Source organism: Nonomuraea sp. NPDC049421 (genome assembly GCF_040677005.1).
Taxonomy (GTDB): Bacteria; Actinomycetota; Actinomycetes; order Streptosporangiales; family Streptosporangiaceae; genus Nonomuraea; species Nonomuraea salmonea.
Genome location: NZ_JBFAQA010000054.1, coordinates 15,754 through 32,686, shown reverse-complemented (window position 1 = coordinate 32,686; position 16,933 = coordinate 15,754). Strand labels below are relative to the sequence as shown.

The 16,933-nt window shown below is 69.2% G+C and carries 21 protein-coding genes and 2 tRNA genes; 6 read left to right on the top strand and 17 right to left on the bottom strand.

Translation table 11 applies throughout. The features are described 5' to 3' along the window. Positions 1–167: 167 nt before the first annotated feature. Together AB0K18_RS48930 and AB0K18_RS48925 are read right to left on the bottom strand one after the other, a co-directional pair. Positions 168–257 (bottom strand) — tRNA-Ser (locus tag AB0K18_RS48930). A 230-nt stretch (positions 258–487) separates the two neighbouring features. Beyond that, positions 488–1,051 (bottom strand): YceI family protein, encoded by a 564-nt coding sequence (locus tag AB0K18_RS48925; RefSeq protein ID WP_364929645.1) that lies wholly within the window; start codon positions 1,049–1,051, stop codon positions 488–490. 98 nt (positions 1,052–1,149) lie between these two features. Here AB0K18_RS48925 and AB0K18_RS48920 point away from each other — a divergent pair, with 98 nt between their 5' ends. Next, entirely contained in the window at positions 1,150–1,641 is a 492-nt protein-coding gene (locus tag AB0K18_RS48920) for a MarR family transcriptional regulator (protein WP_364929642.1), read from the top strand. Here AB0K18_RS48920 and AB0K18_RS48915 read toward each other — a convergent pair. Beyond that, positions 1,619–2,107, bottom strand: a complete 489-nt coding sequence (locus AB0K18_RS48915) for a SigE family RNA polymerase sigma factor (RefSeq protein ID WP_345393664.1) — start codon at positions 2,105–2,107, stop codon at positions 1,619–1,621. The two genes, AB0K18_RS48920 and AB0K18_RS48915, sit on opposite strands and share 23 nt — an antisense overlap. Before the next feature lie 218 nt (positions 2,108–2,325). Between AB0K18_RS48915 and AB0K18_RS48910 the strand changes: the two genes are divergently transcribed. After that, positions 2,326–3,273, top strand: a complete 948-nt coding sequence (locus tag AB0K18_RS48910; RefSeq protein WP_364929636.1) for a hypothetical protein — start codon at positions 2,326–2,328, stop codon at positions 3,271–3,273. 5 nt (positions 3,274–3,278) lie between these two features. After that, the gene (locus tag AB0K18_RS48905) at positions 3,279–4,070 is read left to right on the top strand and encodes a MauE/DoxX family redox-associated membrane protein (protein ID WP_364929633.1); all 792 of its coding nucleotides are present in this window, start codon (positions 3,279–3,281) and stop codon (positions 4,068–4,070) included. A 103-nt stretch (positions 4,071–4,173) separates the two neighbouring features. Here the strand turns inward: AB0K18_RS48905 and AB0K18_RS48900 are convergent, their stop codons facing one another. Beyond that, a complete protein-coding gene (locus AB0K18_RS48900) occupies positions 4,174–5,355 on the bottom strand; it encodes an ATP-binding protein (RefSeq protein WP_355416186.1) in 1,182 nt (393 codons plus the stop codon). 301 nt (positions 5,356–5,656) lie between these two features. Here AB0K18_RS48900 and AB0K18_RS48895 point away from each other — a divergent pair, with 301 nt between their 5' ends. Further along, a complete protein-coding gene (locus AB0K18_RS48895) occupies positions 5,657–6,115 on the top strand; it encodes a MaoC family dehydratase (protein WP_364929630.1) in 459 nt (152 codons plus the stop codon). Between the two features lie 4 nt (positions 6,116–6,119). Here the strand turns inward: AB0K18_RS48895 and AB0K18_RS48890 are convergent, their stop codons facing one another. From AB0K18_RS48890 to AB0K18_RS48860, 7 genes are all read right to left on the bottom strand, one after another. Continuing rightward, positions 6,120–6,380: a hypothetical protein gene (locus AB0K18_RS48890; protein WP_364929628.1), complete on the bottom strand. Its 261-nt coding sequence runs from the start codon at positions 6,378–6,380 to the stop codon at positions 6,120–6,122. Beyond that, positions 6,377–7,894: a radical SAM protein gene (locus AB0K18_RS48885; protein WP_364929625.1), complete on the bottom strand. Its 1,518-nt coding sequence runs from the start codon at positions 7,892–7,894 to the stop codon at positions 6,377–6,379. The genes AB0K18_RS48890 and AB0K18_RS48885 overlap by 4 nt, the downstream gene beginning before the upstream one ends. Beyond that, on the bottom strand, positions 7,891–8,622 hold the full coding sequence (locus AB0K18_RS48880) for a prolipoprotein diacylglyceryl transferase family protein (protein WP_364929621.1): 732 nt from the start codon (positions 8,620–8,622) through the stop codon (positions 7,891–7,893). The genes AB0K18_RS48885 and AB0K18_RS48880 overlap by 4 nt, the downstream gene beginning before the upstream one ends. A gap of 1 nt (position 8,623) precedes the next feature. Further along, a complete protein-coding gene (locus AB0K18_RS48875; protein WP_345393645.1) occupies positions 8,624–8,911 on the bottom strand; it encodes a hypothetical protein in 288 nt (95 codons plus the stop codon). An 826-nt stretch (positions 8,912–9,737) separates the two neighbouring features. Continuing rightward, positions 9,738–9,884 carry a hypothetical protein gene (locus AB0K18_RS48870; RefSeq protein WP_364368386.1) on the bottom strand — a complete coding sequence of 49 codons (147 nt, stop codon included), beginning with the start codon at positions 9,882–9,884 and terminating at the stop codon, positions 9,738–9,740. A 37-nt stretch (positions 9,885–9,921) separates the two neighbouring features. Continuing rightward, the gene (locus tag AB0K18_RS48865) at positions 9,922–10,560 is read right to left on the bottom strand and encodes a response regulator transcription factor (RefSeq protein WP_364929617.1); all 639 of its coding nucleotides are present in this window, start codon (positions 10,558–10,560) and stop codon (positions 9,922–9,924) included. A gap of 30 nt (positions 10,561–10,590) precedes the next feature. Continuing rightward, positions 10,591–11,772: a histidine kinase gene (locus AB0K18_RS48860; RefSeq protein ID WP_364929614.1), complete on the bottom strand. Its 1,182-nt coding sequence runs from the start codon at positions 11,770–11,772 to the stop codon at positions 10,591–10,593. Between the two features lie 68 nt (positions 11,773–11,840). On the opposite strand from AB0K18_RS48860, the gene AB0K18_RS48855 reads away from it, so the two are divergent. Then, positions 11,841–12,314, top strand: coding sequence for a DUF4352 domain-containing protein (locus tag AB0K18_RS48855; RefSeq protein WP_364929610.1), 474 nt, complete (start codon positions 11,841–11,843; stop codon positions 12,312–12,314). Positions 12,315–12,570: 256 nt separating this feature from the next. Further along, positions 12,571–12,643: transfer RNA gene (locus AB0K18_RS48850), tRNA-Arg, on the top strand. Positions 12,644–12,759: 116 nt separating this feature from the next. Here the strand turns inward: AB0K18_RS48850 and AB0K18_RS48845 are convergent. From AB0K18_RS48845 to AB0K18_RS48820, 6 genes are all read right to left on the bottom strand, one after another. Continuing rightward, complete coding sequence (locus AB0K18_RS48845) at positions 12,760–13,977, bottom strand: site-specific integrase (protein ID WP_364929608.1); 1,218 nt, start codon at positions 13,975–13,977, stop codon at positions 12,760–12,762. Beyond that, on the bottom strand, positions 13,974–14,159 hold the full coding sequence (locus tag AB0K18_RS48840; RefSeq protein WP_364929605.1) for a helix-turn-helix domain-containing protein: 186 nt from the start codon (positions 14,157–14,159) through the stop codon (positions 13,974–13,976). The genes AB0K18_RS48845 and AB0K18_RS48840 overlap by 4 nt, the downstream gene beginning before the upstream one ends. Further along, the gene (locus tag AB0K18_RS48835; RefSeq protein ID WP_364929602.1) at positions 14,156–15,538 is read right to left on the bottom strand and encodes a replication initiator; all 1,383 of its coding nucleotides are present in this window, start codon (positions 15,536–15,538) and stop codon (positions 14,156–14,158) included. The genes AB0K18_RS48840 and AB0K18_RS48835 overlap by 4 nt, the downstream gene beginning before the upstream one ends. Before the next feature lie 206 nt (positions 15,539–15,744). Next, the gene (locus tag AB0K18_RS48830; protein WP_364929599.1) at positions 15,745–15,912 is read right to left on the bottom strand and encodes a hypothetical protein; all 168 of its coding nucleotides are present in this window, start codon (positions 15,910–15,912) and stop codon (positions 15,745–15,747) included. 15 nt (positions 15,913–15,927) lie between these two features. After that, the gene (locus tag AB0K18_RS48825; RefSeq protein WP_364929596.1) at positions 15,928–16,257 is read right to left on the bottom strand and encodes a hypothetical protein; all 330 of its coding nucleotides are present in this window, start codon (positions 16,255–16,257) and stop codon (positions 15,928–15,930) included. A gap of 15 nt (positions 16,258–16,272) precedes the next feature. Continuing rightward, positions 16,273–16,929 carry a DUF2637 domain-containing protein gene (locus AB0K18_RS48820; protein ID WP_364929594.1) on the bottom strand — a complete coding sequence of 219 codons (657 nt, stop codon included), beginning with the start codon at positions 16,927–16,929 and terminating at the stop codon, positions 16,273–16,275. Between the last annotated feature and the right edge of the window lie 4 nt (positions 16,930–16,933).

Sequence of the window (16,933 nt, the reverse complement as noted above, 5' to 3'; positions counted from 1 at the left end):
AACGCCCGCGCCCAACCAAAGACCAGCTTCGCCGCCACTTCACCTATCCGAAGCTGGACCAGTTACCCGGCCAAGGTTGCGTGACGGGCCACTAGCGCTGCAACTACGGCACCTCTGAAGATCGAATGAGGCCCTCCCCCGAAGAACGGGGAAGGGCCTCTCACCTGCGGAGGATCGGGGATTTGAACCCCGGATGGGCGGTAAACCCAAACCGCATTAGCAGTGCGGCGCCATAGACCTGACTAGGCGAATCCTCCTGGGAGCCAGTGCGGCTCAGCACAGCGTACCGGCCTTCTGGCGAGGCGGCAAAGCGATTGGTCCGCAGGCCGCCTCGGCGAGTTATCAACAGGCTGTGGGTAACTGCCTGTGGATGAAGCCCGCCCAGAGTTGGGGCGGGCTTCAGGGGCTGTGGATAAGTGGGTTTTCCACAGGAGGTCCCAGGCGTTCCGGATCTGTCGGTCATGCCAGGGGCCCACAAAACGACGGGTCAGGCGGCCGGGTTGGCCTCGCCCTCGATCTCGATCTTGACCTTCTTGCCCACCAGCACGCCACCGGTCTCCAGCGCCTGGTTCCAGGTCAGGCCGAAGTCCTCGCGGTCGAACTCCGTGCTGATCGAGAAGCCCCACACGGCCTGGCCCCAGGGGTTGGTGCCGGCGCCGCCGTACTCGACCGTGAGCTCGACCTCGCGCGTGACGTCGCGGATGGTGAGGTCGCCGACGACGGTGAACTCGTCGCCCGAGTGGCCGGTCACGCGCGTGCTCTTGAACGTAATGGTCGGGAACTTCTCCGCCGACAGGAAGTCGTCGCTGCGCAGGTGGCCGTCACGGTCGGGCATGCCCGTGTCGATGCTGGCGGTCTCGATGCTGAGCTCGGCGGACGACTCGAGCGGGTTCTCGGCGATCGTGACCGAGCCGCTGAACGTGCCGAAGTGGCCGCGGACCTTGCTGACCATCATGTGCTTGACGACGAAGCCCACGTTCGTGTGCGCTACGTCAATGGTGTACGCCCCGGCGGCGGGGATGGTCAGGGACTCCCAGGTACGGGTGGACATCGGGGTTCTCCTTGGAAGGACGGTTGTTACGTGGATGTCTGCGGCAACAACTTTCTACCCGAGGAATATTCCTCCCGTCAACTATCGTCGGCTAAGGTATGAAGGTGATGAACGTGGACGACCCCCGGGTGACGGCGATAGGACTCCTGCACGAGGTGCACGCGGGCTTGATGGACCGGCTAGCGCCGGCGCTCAACGCCGCGGGGTTGTCGGACGTCGATTTCGAGGCCCTCATCCGCTTGGCACGTTCCCCCGGCCGCCGCCTGCGCATGAGCGACCTGGCCGCCCAGACGGGACTGTCCACCAGCGGGGTGACCAGAGTGGTCGACCGGCTCGAACGTGAGGGCCTGGTCCGCAGGGAGGCTTGCCCCACCGACCGCAGGGCCTCCTACGCCGCCCTCACCGACGAGGGCCACGACCGGCTGGAGCTCGTGCTGCCCAAGCACGTACAGGACATCGAAGACCTGTTCACCGGCCAGCTCGACAAGGACGAGCTGGAGGCGTTCCTGGCGAGTCTGCGCAAGATCCGGCAGGTCGTCCGCCCCTGCGCCACCGCCGGCGCCGACCCTAGCCTGCCAGCGCGTTCCTGAGCTTGGCCATCGCCCGCGAGACCGTGCTTTTGACCGTTCCCACGCTGATCCCGAGCGTCTTGGCGATCTCGGGCTCGGTCATGTCCTCGTAGTAGCGCAGCACGATCGCCGCGCGCATGCGTTCGGGCAGCTCGCGCAGCGCCTGTTCGAGCGCCTCGTGCACCTCGCCGACCGGCTCGTGGTGGTGGTGCACCACCTCCGGCAGGTCATCGGACGGGTACTCCTCCACCTTGCGCCGCCGCCACTGCGAGATGTTGATGTTGACCATGGCCCGCCGTACGTATCCGTCCAGCGCCCCGCGGTCCTCGATGCGGTGCCAGGCCAGGTACGTCTTGGTGAGCGCGCTCTGCAACAGGTCCTCCGCGTCGAGCGGATGCCCGGTGAGCTGATGCGCCTGGCGCAGCAGCGCGGGACCGCGCGCCCTGACGTACTCGCGGAACTCGTCTTCCCAGCCGGTGGTCTGCATCGTGGCCAGAATCGCAGCCTGATGCCCATTTGTGCCCGAACCGCAATTCAGGTTTCGGCCCACCGCAGACAAAGCTAGGTCAAGGTTGGTGGCGGTTTGTACGACGCCGTAGGTGAAGGCACTTCCCCAGGGATGCGTATTTTGCTCTCATCCCCGCCACCACGGCGTGATCAGCCTCTGAGTCATGTGACCCTAGTACCCGAGGCGAGGGAGGGCGGATGGGCTATCCGAGCGTTGAGCGCCGCAGGGTGCTCGCCGCGGCGGCGCTCGGCCGCGAGGGGGGCGTTCCCGGCGCCGACGCGGGCACCGGCGAGCCGCTGCGGGCCGTGGCCGGCGAGGTGCTCGACGTCAGCCCGCACCTGATCACCATCGAGACCCCGGGCGGCGCCGAGGAGCGCCTCGTGATCGCGCCCTGGGCCACCGCGTGGCACGGCTCCGAGGTGGCGCCCGCCGACCTGCCCGTGGGCTGCATGGTGCTGATGCGGGCCATGCGCGAGGGCCGGGTGGTCGACCGCATCTGGGCCGACATCACCCGCATCACCGGGACGATCCTGTCCATTCAGGGCCGCCGTGACCTGACCGTCGAGCTCGACTGCGGCCCGCACCGCGGCCACCGTACGGTCGTCATCCCCTACCGCGCCTCAGGCCGGCTCCAGGTGCGCCATCCGCTGTTCGAGCCCGGCTACCTGTTCGACGCGATCGGCATCCGGCAGGACGGCGCCGGTCTCGCGCTGCTGCCCGCCACCTCGCAGCCGCCCTACCCGGCGCGGGCGGTGCCGCCTCCACCGCCGGCGTACGCGGGCGCCCAGTCCCGCATCGCGGGCACGGCCACCTGGTCCGACACGTTCGACGAGGAAGAGCGCGGCGCGGCGTACCCCATGCTGGAGCGCGCCGACACGGGCTGCGCGCAGGCGGGGATGTCGTGCGCGGGCCTGCCGTACCTCGCGCTCGGCTCGCTGCTGCAGGTGCGTAACGTGTGCACGAGCCGCTCGGCCAACGTGCCCGTGGTGGCGTGCGGGTGCGTGGCGGGGCGGTTCTGTGACCGGTGCGTCGAGTGCGACACCTCCCCGCGCGGGCGGATCGCGGAGCTCTCACCCTCCTCGTACGTCGAACTCGGCGGCGACCTCATCAAAGGGTGCTTCAATGCGCAGATCGGATTGGGGTGACGTTCGTGCTTGAATCACAGCTCCCGCTCCTGATCGTCATGCTCGCCCTCGGCACGGTGGCGAAGGTGGGCACGGTGACCTCCGGGGGTGAGCCGGGTTCGCTGTCGCGGCTCGGGCCCGCGGTGCTGGTGCCGGGGCGCATGCAGGCTCCGGCGCTGCTGGTGTGCGCGGCGGCCGAGCTGGCGCTGGCCGCGGGGCTGCTGGTGACGACGCATCCGCTGTTCCGGTGGGGCACGGTGGCGTTCTTCGCGCTGTCCACGTACGTGCTGCTGGAGCTGCGCAGGCGGCGGCCCGACGCGGGCTGCGGCTGCTTCGGCGAGGTGAGCTCGGCCCCGGTCGGGCTGCGCTCGATCGGCCGCACGGTGGTGCTCACCGGCATGGCGGTGATGACGGTGTGGGCTCCGGTGTCGGGCTGGGCGTCGGTGTCCCACGTGTCGTGGTACGCCGCCGCCGGCGTGGCCCTGCTCGTGCTGCTGTCGCCCGAGGTGGAGGAGCTGATCGACCGCGTACGCTTCCGCGCCCCCTGCGAGCAGCGCCGCGGCCCCGCCGAGTCGGTCACCCTGTCGCGGCTCAGGTCGAGCGGCGTCTGGCGGGCCAACCGGGCGGAGCTGGTGTCGGCGCAGCCGTACGACAGCTGGCGGGAGCTGTGCTGGCGCTTCTTCGCCTTCCGCAACAACGACGGCGACGACGTGGTCTTCGCGGTCTATCTCAGCGGGCGGCGCCCGGCGGTGCGAATGGCCGTGGTCAGCGCGCAGGACAGCGAGCCTCTCGCGGAATATACGCCAGTATCGGCCTGACGCTAGACAGCGTTAGATTTCGCTCGACAGGCATGGCGATATAGCTCTATTGGGCTGTCTAGCTTCCCCACTAGACAGCCCAATAGAGGTCTAGGGGCGTCGCTCAGATGGGCTGAGCACGCAGGAACTTGCCGAAGTGCGGCACCGTGAACGCGATCTGGCCGCGCTCGGCGCTGTAGATGAGCCCTTTCTTGATGAGGCTGTCGCGGGCCGGCGAGAGGCTGGACGGCTTGCGCCCGAGCGCGTCGGCCACCTCGGCGGTGGCCACCGGCTCGTCGCCGATCTGCGCCATGGCGTGCATGTAGTCGCGCTCGGCCGGGGTGGCGCGCTCGTAGCGGCTGCCGAAGAAGCCGACCGCGAGCTCTTCCTCGGCCTCGGGCGCGGAGACCTTGACGTCTTCGAGGGTGATGGGGCTGCGCGGCGCGAGGTCCCAGGCGACCTTGCCGTAGGCCTGCACGAAGTAGGGATAACCGTCGGCGGCCTCGTAGAGGGCGTCGAGGGCCTCCTGGGTGAACTCCACCTCCTCCTCGCGGGCCGGCAGGATCAGCGCCAGGTCGGCCGCCTCACGGTCGAGCTTGTCGATGCGCGCGTAGCGGAAGAGCCGCTCGGAATAGCTCTTGCTCGCCGACAGCACGCTGGGCAGGTGCGGCAGCCCGGCGCCCACCACGATCAGCGGCCCGCCCGACTGTGACAGCTCGTGGCAGGCCGCGCAGAGCGCGGAGACGTCGGCGGGCTGCACGTCCTGCATCTCGTCGATGAACAGCGCGATGCCCACCCCCAGGTCGGTGGCCACGCTCGCCGCGTCGACGAAAAGCTCGGTGAGGTCGATCTCCAGGTCACCCGAGTCGGCGCGCCCGCGGCTGGCGGGCACCTCGATGCCGGGCGACCAGTGGGAGGTGCCCTTGGCCGCGGACGGGTCGCGCATCGCGAACGCCTTGAGCACGCCGAGGAACTCCTCGATGCGCTCGGGCGCGCGGTGGCGCGGAGCCAGCTCGCGGATGGCCATGTGGAGGGCGGCGGCCACCGGCCGCCTGATCGACTGGTCGGGCCGGGCCTCGATCTTGCCCGTGCCCCACAGCCGCTGCATGGCCATGGACTTGAACGTGTTGAGCAGGACGGTCTTGCCCACTCCCCGCAGGCCGGTCACGACCATGCTGCGCTCGGGACGGCCGCGGGCCACCCGCTCCAGCACGACCTCGAACTGCTGGAGCTCGCGATCGCGCCCGGCGAGCTCCGGCGGGCGCTGCCCGGCGCCGGGAGCATAGGGGTTTCGCACAGGGTCCACGCTCTCGGACTTTATTGCCGGATATAGCGGCCGTCTTAGATTTGGGAAGAAAGTGCTACGGCGTGTCCGAGCAGGGGCGGGCGCGAGCACCGTCATCGGACACACCCCCTCTCACCAGGCCGAACCTCTGTTCGATTGCGGTACCTAGAACTGTAGCGCGGACTCGAACACCTATGCGATGGTTTCGAGTAAAGATCTTGGGAACACCAGGAGCCCCCGGTCATCCCGGCGCCGATCCGGGCGCGTCGCGCTCCGGTGAGAAGTTGGCAGCCGTCCCGCCCTGGCAATAGCGTTCGTGGCCATGCGGACCTTCGCGAACGTACAGGAACTCAAGGCGGCCGTCGGCGAGACGTTCGGCCCCACGGAGTGGCGCACCATCACCCAGGAGCAGGTCGACACCTTCGCCGACGCCACCGACGACCACCAGTGGATCCACGTCGACGTGGAGCGGGCCAAGGAGGGGCCGTTCGGCGGCACGATCGCCCACGGCTACCTGACGCTGTCGCTGCTGCCGTCGTTCATGTTCTCGCTGGTCAAGGTCGAGGGCATCGCGATGGGCGTCAACTTCGGGCTCAACAAGGTGCGCTTCCCCAGGCCGGTGCCGGTGGGCGCGCGGGTGCGCGCGGTCGGCGAGCTGACCGACGTCAAGGGCACCCCGGCCGGCTATCTGTCCACCCTGAAGATGACGATCGAGATCGAGGGCGAGAAGCGGCCGGCCTGCGTCGCCGAGACCCTCAGCCTGTACGTCCCCGCCGAGTGACCGCTCAGAGCAGTCCCGCGACGATCGCGGCCAGCGCGGCCAGTCCGATGAGCCCGAGGTAGGCCAGCACGAGCCGGGTGTCCCTGAGGAAGCACTTGCTCCTGGACAGCCCCGCTCGCCTGGCCCGCCAATAACCGGCGAACCCGAGCACCGCGAATCCCAGCACCGCCCACGGCCCGAGCAGCCAGGCGAGCAGCGCGACCGTCGCGTACACGCACAGGCGCAGCGGATCGTACGGCTGCTCCTCTCCGCTCTGCCGGGTCACCGCGCCACCGCCGAGAGCCGCTGGCGCGAGAGCTGCGGCCACGCCTGCACCGCGCAGAACGGCGCGCACTGGTCCTGCTCGGCGCGCGTCCCCACGTGCACGCAGCACTGTGTGAGCCGTTCCTCGATCATGGTCGACAGGTCCATGAACGGCTTGACCGTGATCCGCACCACCCGCTCGCCCAGCATCCTGCGCAGCTTCTTCCGCCTGCCCGGCAGCGCCGACGAGGCCAGCGTGAGCAGGGTGGAGACGCCGAGGTCGCAGTTCTCGCAGATGGTCCGCCACACGTCGCCGATCTGCGGATGCGACAGCGACGACTGCTCCGACAGCAGCCCGAGCAGCGACTCCTGGACGGCCATGCGCAGCTCGCGCGGGATGTCGGTGTCGGCGATGCGGTTGGAGACCAGGCCGAGGTTCGCCTTGAGCCGGTCGTGGCCGATCAACGCCGTCAGCGAACGCCACTGCTTCGCGTCGTCACGGATCAGGTAGCCGACCGAGCAGCAGTGGGGGTGCGAGCAGGGCAGCGCGGTCAGGTCGCGCCAGGTCACCAGCCCGTCGGTCTGCGGGCCGAGGCGCTTGAGCACGCCGGTGTGGGTGAGGCGGTCGTTCGGGTCGATGGCGCCCGACCTGCCGGAGCCGAACAGGGGTTGCAGGGAGACGCCCCCGACGTACGGGGTGTCCAGGGCCAGGCGTACGACGTCGCCGATCTCCCCGTCGTTCACCCCGAGCGCGGCGGTCATGACGAGCGTGGTGAAGATCTCGCGCTCCGACAGCCGGCGTACGGCGTCCGCCTTGATCCTCGTCAGGTCGCCGCCGCGGTGGTGCCTGGACGCCTCGGCCGACGTGCCGTCGTACTGGAGGTAGACCTCCACCCGCTCCCTGTGCTCGGTGAGCAGGTCGAGCAGGGAGTCGTCCTTGGCGATGAGCACGCCGTTGGTGTTGATGAGGATGCGGGTGACCGGGCGGGCGGTCAGCTCGGCGAGCAGAGTCTTGAGCTCGGGGTGGAGCGTGGGCTCGCCGCCGCTGAGCATGAGGACGTCGAGCTTGCCGTTCTCGCGCTGGAGCCGCTGGTCGACGTTGGCCAGTACGTCCGCGACCGGGACGACGCCGCTCAGGTCGGGTGAGCTGTCGGCGAAGCAGGTGGGGCAGCGCAGGTTGCAGGTCTCGGCGATGTCCTCCAGGAGGATGCAGGTGTGCTGGGTCTGCATCTCGGGGAGGCCGTGGAGGTAGGCGGAGGGGATGGGCCGGAAATTACCCGACATGTCGGGTATGTGCTGCTTTGTGGGGGCGGTCCATTCCTCCAGGTACGCGAGGATCTCCGGGTCCTCGTCGTACAGCGTGCTGATCAACCCGTGCTCGCGGCAGCCGCGTTCGAGCCAGACCCGGCCGTCCCGCTCGGCCAGGTAGCCGCTCAGCCGCTCGACCTCCTCCAGGTCGCGGCCATGGCATTTCGGGCAGAACGCGTTCACGTACCGCAGGATCCGGTCGCCGCGCAGCCCCATCCCAGCACTCATGTCATGACCTTCCGCTCGAAAAGGGCATCGTAGTAACCGCGCCGCCACCCGTACGCGAGCCGGATCCCCAGCAGCACCAGCCCCGGCAGGAGGAACCACTGGGGTCTGGTGAGGTCGAGCCACACCGTCTCGTTCGCCCTCGTGAACTCGACGAGGAAGCGGAAGGCCGCGTACCCCGCCAGGTAGAGCGTGAACAGCTCCCCCGGCTGCGTCATCCGCCTGCGCGCCCAGCGCAACGCCACGAACGCGGCGAGCTGGAAGATGATCTCGTAGATGAACGACGGGTGCATGGCCTCGCCGGTCAGGCATCCCGGGCATTCCGGAGTGGTCGCCGGCGCGTGCACGCCCCACGGCAGGTCCGTCGGGCGTCCCGGCGCCTCGGTCAGGTGGCAGCCGATGCGGCCCACCGCCATGCCGAGCGCCACCGCGGGGGCGAACAGGTCGCCCGTGCGCTCCTTGTAGCCGATGATCCGCTTGGCGATCAGCACGCCGACGTACGCGCCGGTCAGGCCGCCCAGGATGCTGCGGGAGCCGTACAGCCAGAGGTCCTTGAGGTCCAGCGTCTCCATCCAGCCCGCCAGCCGCATCCCGATCGCCCCGCCGACCAGGGCGCCGGCCACCGCGACCAGCGACTGCTCGTTCAGCGCGCCCCTGCCGCGCGCCTCCCTGACGAACACGACCGCGGCCACCAGCACGCCGAGGCCGACGAAGATCTCGTGGTACGGCATGTCAGGTGTACAGACCCGGGTTGAGTCCCGTACAGAAGCCCGCCGACAGGATCGACCACAACGCCCAGCCGATCATCAGGCCCAATCCTGTGCCTCTCGCCCACGGCTTGCGGACGAAGCACAACCCGATGCCCGCCACCAGGCCCACCGCGGCCAGGACCACTGTGCCGGCGATGACGTAGGGGTTGGAGCTGCCCTGGGCGCTGATGGCGGCGAAGAAGACGAAGAAGCCGATGAGGGCGTTGAGGACGCTGTAGACGGCCAGGCCGGCGAAGAAGAAGGCGACCACGACGCCGGTGGTGTTGGTGGTGGTGGGTGGGGGTGGTGGGGGGCCGAACGTGGGTGGCGGGTACTGGCCGCCCGGCGGCGGCCCCCCGTAGGGGCCCTGGGGCTGGCCTGGATACGACTGCTGGCCCCCGTGCGGTGGCTGGCCTGCGTACGGTGGCTGGCCTGCGTGCGGTGGCTGGCCCCCGTGCGGTGGCTGGTTCGTGTACGGCGGCTGGGTCCCGTAGGGCGGCTGGGCGTGCGGTGGTTGGCCTTGATGGGGCGCTGCGGGTCCGTAGGGTGCTTGCCCGGGGAAGCCGCCCTCGTACAAGGGGCCGCTTTGCGGGGGCGGTTGCTGGGAGGGCAAGGGGTAGGGGGTGTCGGGCGCCACGAACGTCGGCCGCCCAGCCCCCGAAGGCGCCTGCTCCCCAGAAACGCCCCCTTGCCCCGGCGCCCCTTGCCCCGGCACCCCTTGCCCCGGCACCCCTTGCCCCGGCACCCCTTGAGCCGGCGCCCCTTGAGCCGGCGCCCCTTGAGCCGGCGCGCCCTGATCGGACGTGCCTTGGCCGGTCGGCGGCTTCGTACCAGATGCCTCTTCGTCCGGGACCGCCATCGGCTGGGGGACACCTGACGGCGGCGGAATGGCGATGGGCTTACCGGTGGGCGGCGGCATCATCACCGGCCTGCCGCTGGGAGGCGGCGGCACCGGCTGCCCACCGGACGGCTCGGCGCTGGGCGGCACGCCGACCGACTCCCCGGTCGGAGGCGGCAGGAACTGCGGCTCCCCACCCTGCGCGATCTCCTCCTCAGACGTCGCGTCCTCCAGCCCCGGCTTCGGCGTCTCGGGCTCCTCAGCAGGCCCCGGCGGCGGTGTCGTGGTCATCGGCTCGGTCCACCCCCTTGGTCGTCATGATCGATCCCATCACGACGGCGACGAGCGCGTACCGCATCGAGAGGGATGCCGACGACGACCCGGACAGCAACGACAAAACGCTCACCCCGAACACCCTATGGCCCAGCACCCCACCTACCCCGTCACACGCCCTCCGAGTAATAGATCGCGGCCTGCACCCGGCTCTTCAGCCCCAGCTTGTTGAGCACACGGCTCACGTGCGTCTTGGTCGTGGCCTCCGCCATGTCGAGTTCCCTGGCGATCTCGGCATTGGACATCCCTCTGGCGATGCAGGCCAGCACCTCACGTTCGCGAGGCGTCAGGGCGTCGAGACCGGCGGCGCTCTCGGCCCGGCGTACCGGCGCCTGCTCGGCGAACGCCGAGATCAGCTTCCGCGTCACCCCTGGCGAGATGAGCCCGTCGCCGCGAGCCACCACGCGTACGGCCTCGACCAGGGAATCGGCGTCGGTGTTCTTCAACAGGAACCCGGCCGCCCCGGCCCGCAACGCGCCGAACACGTACTCGTCCACGTCGAACGTCGTGAGGATCAGCACGTCACAGACCCCCGCCAGCTCGCGGGTGGCGGAGATGCCGTCGAGGCGCGGCATCCGTACGTCCATCAACACGACGTCCGGCCGCAGCTCCCGAGCCATGGCCACGGCCTCGACCCCGTCGGCGGCCTCGCCCACGACCTCGATGTCCGCGGCCCCGCCCAGGATCAGCACGATGCCGACCCGCACCGCCGCATGATCATCAGCGACCAGCACCCGAATAGCCACCATGAACCTCCGCCGAGACCCGAAGCCAATCCCTTACCGACCAAGAGCCGGCACGTCGTCCGTACCGGCCTCCGCGGGCAGCACCGCGACCACCCGCCACACCCCGTCGTCCCCCGCCGCCGCCGGACCTGCCTCGAAGGTGCCGCCGACCAGCACCGTCCGCTCCTGCATGCCGACCAGCCCCGCCCCGGCCCCCGGCAGCCCCTCGACCCCCCTCGGCCGCCTTCCGCCGACCCGGTTCTCCACCCGCACGGAAACCCTTTCGTCCTCGTAGGCGATCCGCACCAGCACGGGCGACTCCCCGTGCTTCATCGCGTTGGTGAGCGCCTCCTGCAGAATCCGGTAACCGGCCAGATCGACCGCCGCAGGCAGCTCCCGTACGTCCCCCTCGACCTGCAGGTCCACGTCCATCCCTGCCCGCCGGACCCTCTCCACCAGGCTCTCCGCGTCGGCCAGCCGGGGCCGCGTGGCCTCGCTCTCCCCGTCGTCTCCCTCCTGCCGCAGCAGCCCGATCATGGCCCGCATCTCGGCCATGCCCTTGACGCTGTTCTCGCGTACGGACTCCATGATCGTCCGCACCGTCGTGGCGTCGAGGTCCTTCCGGGACAGCGCGGCCGTGGACTGGATGGCGATGGCGCTGAAGTGGTTGGCGATCATGTCGTGGAGTTCGCGGGCCATGCGCGTACGCTCGGCCGAGATGGCCGCCTGCCGGTCGAGCTCGGCGAGATGCGCGACCTGCTCGGCCCGCGCCCGCTCCGCCGCCGCCCTGTCTCTCTGCTCCCGCAGCACCAGCGCCGTCGTGACCGGCGTGATGAGCACCAGCCCCGCCTGGATCCCCATGACGGTCAGCTGCCGCCAGTCGGCCATGAGGAACCAGGCCACCGCCCCCGCCACGATCGTCAGCACCGCGGTGGCGCCCAGCAGCACGCGGGCGAGGCGAGCGGGCCCGTAGAGCGCGGCGGCGTACAGGTTGTCGGTGAACAGCAGCACCGTCCCCAGGGACGGCCCCACGAACCCGTCGAACACGATCCCGGCCACCCCGAGGCCGAGCGAGACGAGCGGCGCCCGCCGCCGCACCACGATCCCGGCACAGACCAACGTCAACGGCCCCACCAGCACCCACGAGGGCACCCCGCGGGGCAGGTAGGCGTTCCCCGCGATCAGCAGCACACCGACCACGAAGGCCACCCCGGCCGCCGACACCGCTCGCAACATGCCCCCATCCCACCACCTCCCACCCCCCGCGACCTCCTGCGAAGGTCCGCCTGTGGATACACCCTTCGATGTATCCACAGCCCCGCCTCACCAGCTCCCCTGTCCACATCCGGCCATACCGATCGCGCACGTCACGGCCGAAGAAGGCCAAAGCGCCGAAGATCGGCAGCACCGTCCGGGACGGCAAGTTCGCCTTCACGGTCACCAAGACGGAGCGACGCACCCGAGTCGGCAGCGAGTTCCTCGGTGCCGAAGCACAGGGCGTGTTCCTGCTCGTCCACATCACCGTCGAGAACATCGGCGACGAGGCACAGGCCTTCACCTCCAGCGCCCAGAAGCTGTACGCCAACGGCAAGGAGTACGAAGCCGACTCCAGCGCCTCCATCTACCTGGAGGGCTCGAAGAGCTTCTACGAGAAGATCAACCCCGGCAATGCCGTACGTGGCGTCGTCCTGTTCGACATCCCCAAGAACCTGACCCCCGAGACCATCGAACTACACGACTCGATCTTTTCCGACGGCGCCCGAGTCTCCCTGTCCTGAGCCACCGAAGAACGTCTCCCGCCCCTACCCGAAGGGGGCGGGAGGCCAGCCCGGAGGCAACCGACCGCAGTGGCGACGCCGGCTCGCCCGCCGACGCAGGACGCCGACCACCCCGACCGTGACCACCTGCAAGGCCCTGGCTCCTCAAGTGAGAGCCGCGAGTCCCTGAGCGCCGATCAGACGGCTAAAAGCACCGTGCGACTCTGGTAGAGTCTTCTTGTCGCTGAGACCGAGCAGGTCAAGGCGCACAAGCTAAGCGGCCGTAGCTCAATGGATAGAGCATCTGACTACGGATCAGAAGGTTAGGGGTTCGAGTCCTCTCGGCCGCGCACAGCAGAAAGGCCCGCTACCAGGGAGATCCTGGAGCGGGCCTTCTTGTTTGTCAGGACAAAGCCGGGATCTTGCTAACACCCTTGCTAACACGGTGTCTCCTGGGTGGCTCCCGCTACTCGCCGATCGCCCGAGCGAAGACGTCCGCTGCCGACGCTTCCGCTGCGCGGATCACGTGAGCGTAGACCCTGAGAGTGATCGAGGGGTCAGCGTGGCCCAGGCGGGCCGCGACGACGTGAACGGGGACACCTGCCAGGAGGAGCGTGGTCGCGTGGATATGGCGGAGGTCGTGAAGCCTGGCGTGCGGCAGCCGGGCGTTCGGATACGCCTCGTTGCAGCGCTTGATCAGGATCGGGAAGAGTGAGCTGACGGTGTCCGGGTGCACCGGCTCGCCCCATCCGGTGGTGAACACGTGGTCACCTCCCCCGCGCCATTCGGGGCCGACCTTCAGCTTGTCGGCGGCCTGCATCTTGTGCTGGTTGCGGAGGACCTGGATCGTGCCGTCGTCCAGGCTGACGATCCGCTTCCTGCCGCTCTTGGTGGTCCCTTCTATGCGCTCACCGTCGATGAACGAGGCTGAGCCGCGGATGACAAGCTGCTTGCCGTCGAGATCCACGTCCGACCAGCGGAGGTGGAGGAGTTCGCCGCGCCGGGCACCCGTGTAGGCCGCGAGGTGGAAGAAGGCCCAGAGCCGGTGCTCGCGGGCGTGCCGGAGAAACGCCCGGAGCTGGTCTGTGGTCCAGACGGTGCCTGGCTCGCTGATCTCGCGCCGGGGGCGCTTGGCCTTCTCCACAGGGCTGGACGAGAGCAGCTCGTCGACGTTCACCGCGTCTCGGAACGCCTTCCGAAGGACGGCGTGGACGTAGTCGACTGTACGGGAGGAGAGAGGCCGCCCGTTCTTGCCGCCGCCGGCCCTGAGGTCCCGGTACAGCTTCGTGATCGTGGATGCCCTGACTGCCTGAAGCCGCAGGGTGCCAATGTTCGGCTTGACGTACCGGTCGATCATGTATCGGTAGTCGGCGAGAGTCTTGGGCTTGATCTCGACCGCGTGGGCCTCGATCCACTCGTCGAGGTACTCGCGGACAGTGATCGTGTTGCGGTCGACGTACTCGCCGCGGCGGGCCTTGACGCGCGCTTCGTCGCGATCCGCCTTCGCGTCGTCCTCAGTGGCGAAGCCGCCCACCCATCGCGGCTTGCTCTCGCCTGTCTCAGCGTCTCGAACCCTGATCACGTATGACCAGGTGGTACCACGCTTCATGACGCCGTCGCGCAGTTTGGCCGCCTGCTTCTTGCGGGGTTGCTCATCTGGGGTGCCGACCAGTGTCTTGGTCATACGGCGATCTCCTTCCTGGCCAGTTGGGTGATGTAGTCGGTGAGAGCGGAGACGGGGATGCGGCGGGAGCCGTCGATGCGGATGGAGTTGACAGCGCCAGCGGCGAGCAGTTGGTAGAGCTTGCTGCGGGAAATGGCGAGGGCCTCGGCAGCCTCAGGGACGGTGAGGAGAAGCCGGGTCATGGGCGGCTCCCTGGGATCTCAGGCAGCGATGTCCCGGTGATGGCGGCGACGAGGAGTTGGTCGCCAACGGCGTAGCCCTTGCCCGCGTACTTCCATTCGCTGATGACGAGAACGGTGTCTTCGTCGAAGAGAGGGAGGCGGCCGGTGGTGATGTCGTTGTCGCGGGCGTGGGTTTCTCGGTCGGTGCGGATGTCGCCGAGGGTGGTGGAGTAATGGCGGGAGCGGGTGGAGAAGTGGCCGCGGAAGCCGAGCATGTGGGCCCAGTTGGCGAGGCGGAGTTCGGCGAGGTCGGGTTCGGCGCCGAGGCGCTGGCAGGTGGTGATGAGGCGGCGGGCGTGGTCGCGCAGGTTGTAGGCGTCGAGGTTGTCGAGTGGGTTGATGCGGCGGTCGAGGGTGCCAACGCATTCGGCGGCTTTGGTGGCGTACTTGGCGATGTAGCCAGCCACAGCTTGGTCGGTGAGGTCGCCGTTAAGGGTGATGGGGCGGATGTCGAGCTGGTCGCCCCAGCGCAGGACTCGTTCGGGCTGGTCTGCGTATGCGGGGGCTTTGGCGGAGACGGCCTTGGCCGCGTGCTGGATGGCTTGGGTGAGCGCGTCGGCGGTGGCCCAGGGGGGTGGTGGTGCGTCGGGGCCGCCGTGGCCGTCGAGGCGGATGATGGCGTGGAAGTGGACGACGCCTCGCCGCTGGTATTCGGCGACCTTGGCGAAGGAGAGGGTGAGGTGGTGGCGAAGTTCCTTGAGGAGCAGGCCGCCGAGTTTGGCCAGGTGACGGCGTACGGAGTCGGCGAAGCGCTTCCACAGCAGCGGTGCCAGGGCGTTGAACAGGACAGAGCCGGTGTAGTCGTAGCAGTCCGGGCAGAGCGGTTCGCCCAGGCGCGGATCGTCTTTGCTGTGGCGAGCAGTGCAGGACATGACGCGGCCATGCGGGCACGTAGCGGCGTTGCGGCGGGCATGACAGGGCCGGACCTTACTGTTCTTTTCCTGCCGTGCATGGACCGCTCCAAAGCTGGGTGCGGTGAGGGTGACGAACAGGGTGGGATGGGTCGTGACCGTGTCCGGGACGCCCTTGCCGCCGACGAGGCCGGCACGGATGAGGTGGTAGGTGTCGGCGCGGTAGGTCTCGGCGCAGGCGGGGCAGCGGGAGGCGCGGCGGGTCTTGCACGGGACGCGCAGGATGCCGTCGGGCTCGTGCTTGGTGGTGTAGCGGTGCAGGAGCTGGCCGGTGGCGCGGTCGTAGTGGTCGACCTTGCCGCGTAGGTGGATGGGCTGGCGGCAGCCTCCGGTGTTGCGGACCTGAGCGGCCCAGCGGTCGTAGTCGGGGTGGTTGAGTCGGGCGATCATGCCCGCTTTGGCGTGCGCGGTGGCGTGGGTTGTGGGCAAGATGGTGTCCTCCTTTCGCTCGTTGGGGTGAAGGGATGGCCCTCGACCTGGCAGTCGTCTTGGCGGATGTGCGGCCAGGCCGGGGGCACTGCGCGTTTATGCGCCGTGGTTGTCGATGCCGGTGCCGTCGCAGTCGCGGCAGCGGGCGTCGTCGGGGTCGATGCCGGTGCCGTTGCAGGTGCAACAGCAGTAGTGGATCACCTCGTTCATCTGGGCGGCTTCCGGTCGCGGGCGGTGGTGAGGTAGACGCGCCAGTGGTGGGGGCGGGCGCGGTCGGGGTGGGCGCGTGAGACGCCGATGACGGTGAAGTGCAGGCGTAGGCGGAACAGGGCGTCGACGATCTCGGCTCGGGTGCCGTCGATGCGGATACGCACGGTCGGTTCTCCTGTTCAAGAGGCGGGTTCGATGCAGCCGCGGTAGCTGGTTTCGGCGTCGTAGCGGGCGCGGGCGGCGGCCAGGATGGCGACGGCGCGGTATTCGACCGGGCCGAACAGGCGCGAGGTGGCGTGGTGGTCGTACGGGGAGTCCTCGTGGTCGATCTCCGAGTCGAGGAGAGCGGCGATCTGGTCGATCTGGGCGCGCTGGTCGGCGTCGCTGCCCTGGCCGGGGAAGTGGTGGACGGTGACGCTGGGCGGGACGGGGACATCGGGGTGGGTTTCGAGGAAGGCGGCCAAATCGAGCAGGCCGTTGATGAAAGCGGTGCGGTGGGTGACGGTCATTGGTCGGTTCTCCTTTCAAGCGGTGCGCAAGGCGCGTAGAAGGTCGGAGGCGAGTTGGCTGGACACGCCCAGGTGGGTGCGTAGGGCGTCGCAGGTGATGGGCTTGCCGTGTTTGGCGTGGTGGTCGTCGGCGACACGGCGGGCGTAGTCGACGAGCGCGGGCGCGAGGTCACCGTTCCGTTCTTGCTGGGCGCGGTCCTCGTCCTGGGCATGGTGTGGGACAAGTTCCGGGGTCGCGGACGAGGCCAGAACGGACGACGACGAGGCCACTGACGTGACGGACGGTTCGGGCCCCGCCGCACGGCGTTCGAGCATCGAGATGGCGATGAGGAAGGCGGCGGCCGGGGTGGCGGCGGTGATCCAGCCCCAGACGGTCGGGTCGGCTTGAGCGAGGTTGGCGGCCAGAGACAGGACGATGCCGCCGGTCAGGACGAGGACGGGCCAGGAGAGGCGGCCGGGCCGGGGTCGGCCGGTCTTCTTGTCGCGTTGGCGTTCGCGGGCGGCCATGACGCAGGTCAGGTCGATGCAGACGGCGACGGCCCAGGACATCCAGCCGGTCTGGCCGTGCTGGCTGGCGGTGTCGCGGATGTGGGTGAACGATCCGGCACCCGCGATGGCGGCCAGGACGAGGACTGGCCCAGTGTCGAGTAGTCGGCAGGCGAAGCGTCGCATCGTT

Excerpts from the sequence above, each read along its gene's own strand:
- AB0K18_RS48925 (WP_364929645.1), bottom strand. The coding sequence starts at position 1,051 with ATGTCCACCCGTACCTGGGAGTCCCTGACCATCCCCGCCGCCGGGGCG.
- AB0K18_RS48920 (WP_364929642.1), top strand. The coding sequence starts at position 1,150 with ATGAAGGTGATGAACGTGGACGACCCCCGGGTGACGGCGATAGGACTC.
- AB0K18_RS48915 (WP_345393664.1), bottom strand. The coding sequence starts at position 2,107 with ATGCAGACCACCGGCTGGGAAGACGAGTTCCGCGAGTACGTCAGGGCG.
- AB0K18_RS48910 (WP_364929636.1), top strand. The coding sequence starts at position 2,326 with ATGGGCTATCCGAGCGTTGAGCGCCGCAGGGTGCTCGCCGCGGCGGCG.
- AB0K18_RS48895 (WP_364929630.1), top strand. The coding sequence starts at position 5,657 with ATGCGGACCTTCGCGAACGTACAGGAACTCAAGGCGGCCGTCGGCGAG.
- AB0K18_RS48885 (WP_364929625.1), bottom strand. The coding sequence starts at position 7,894 with ATGAGTGCTGGGATGGGGCTGCGCGGCGACCGGATCCTGCGGTACGTG.
- AB0K18_RS48880 (WP_364929621.1), bottom strand. The coding sequence starts at position 8,622 with ATGCCGTACCACGAGATCTTCGTCGGCCTCGGCGTGCTGGTGGCCGCG.
- AB0K18_RS48865 (WP_364929617.1), bottom strand. The coding sequence starts at position 10,560 with ATGGTGGCTATTCGGGTGCTGGTCGCTGATGATCATGCGGCGGTGCGG.
- AB0K18_RS48860 (WP_364929614.1), bottom strand. The coding sequence starts at position 11,772 with ATGTTGCGAGCGGTGTCGGCGGCCGGGGTGGCCTTCGTGGTCGGTGTG.
- AB0K18_RS48855 (WP_364929610.1), top strand. The coding sequence starts at position 11,841 with ATGTATCCACAGCCCCGCCTCACCAGCTCCCCTGTCCACATCCGGCCA.
- AB0K18_RS48845 (WP_364929608.1), bottom strand. The coding sequence starts at position 13,977 with ATGACCAAGACACTGGTCGGCACCCCAGATGAGCAACCCCGCAAGAAG.
- AB0K18_RS48840 (WP_364929605.1), bottom strand. The coding sequence starts at position 14,159 with ATGACCCGGCTTCTCCTCACCGTCCCTGAGGCTGCCGAGGCCCTCGCC.
- AB0K18_RS48825 (WP_364929596.1), bottom strand. The coding sequence starts at position 16,257 with ATGACCGTCACCCACCGCACCGCTTTCATCAACGGCCTGCTCGATTTG.
- AB0K18_RS48820 (WP_364929594.1), bottom strand. The coding sequence starts at position 16,929 with ATGCGACGCTTCGCCTGCCGACTACTCGACACTGGGCCAGTCCTCGTC.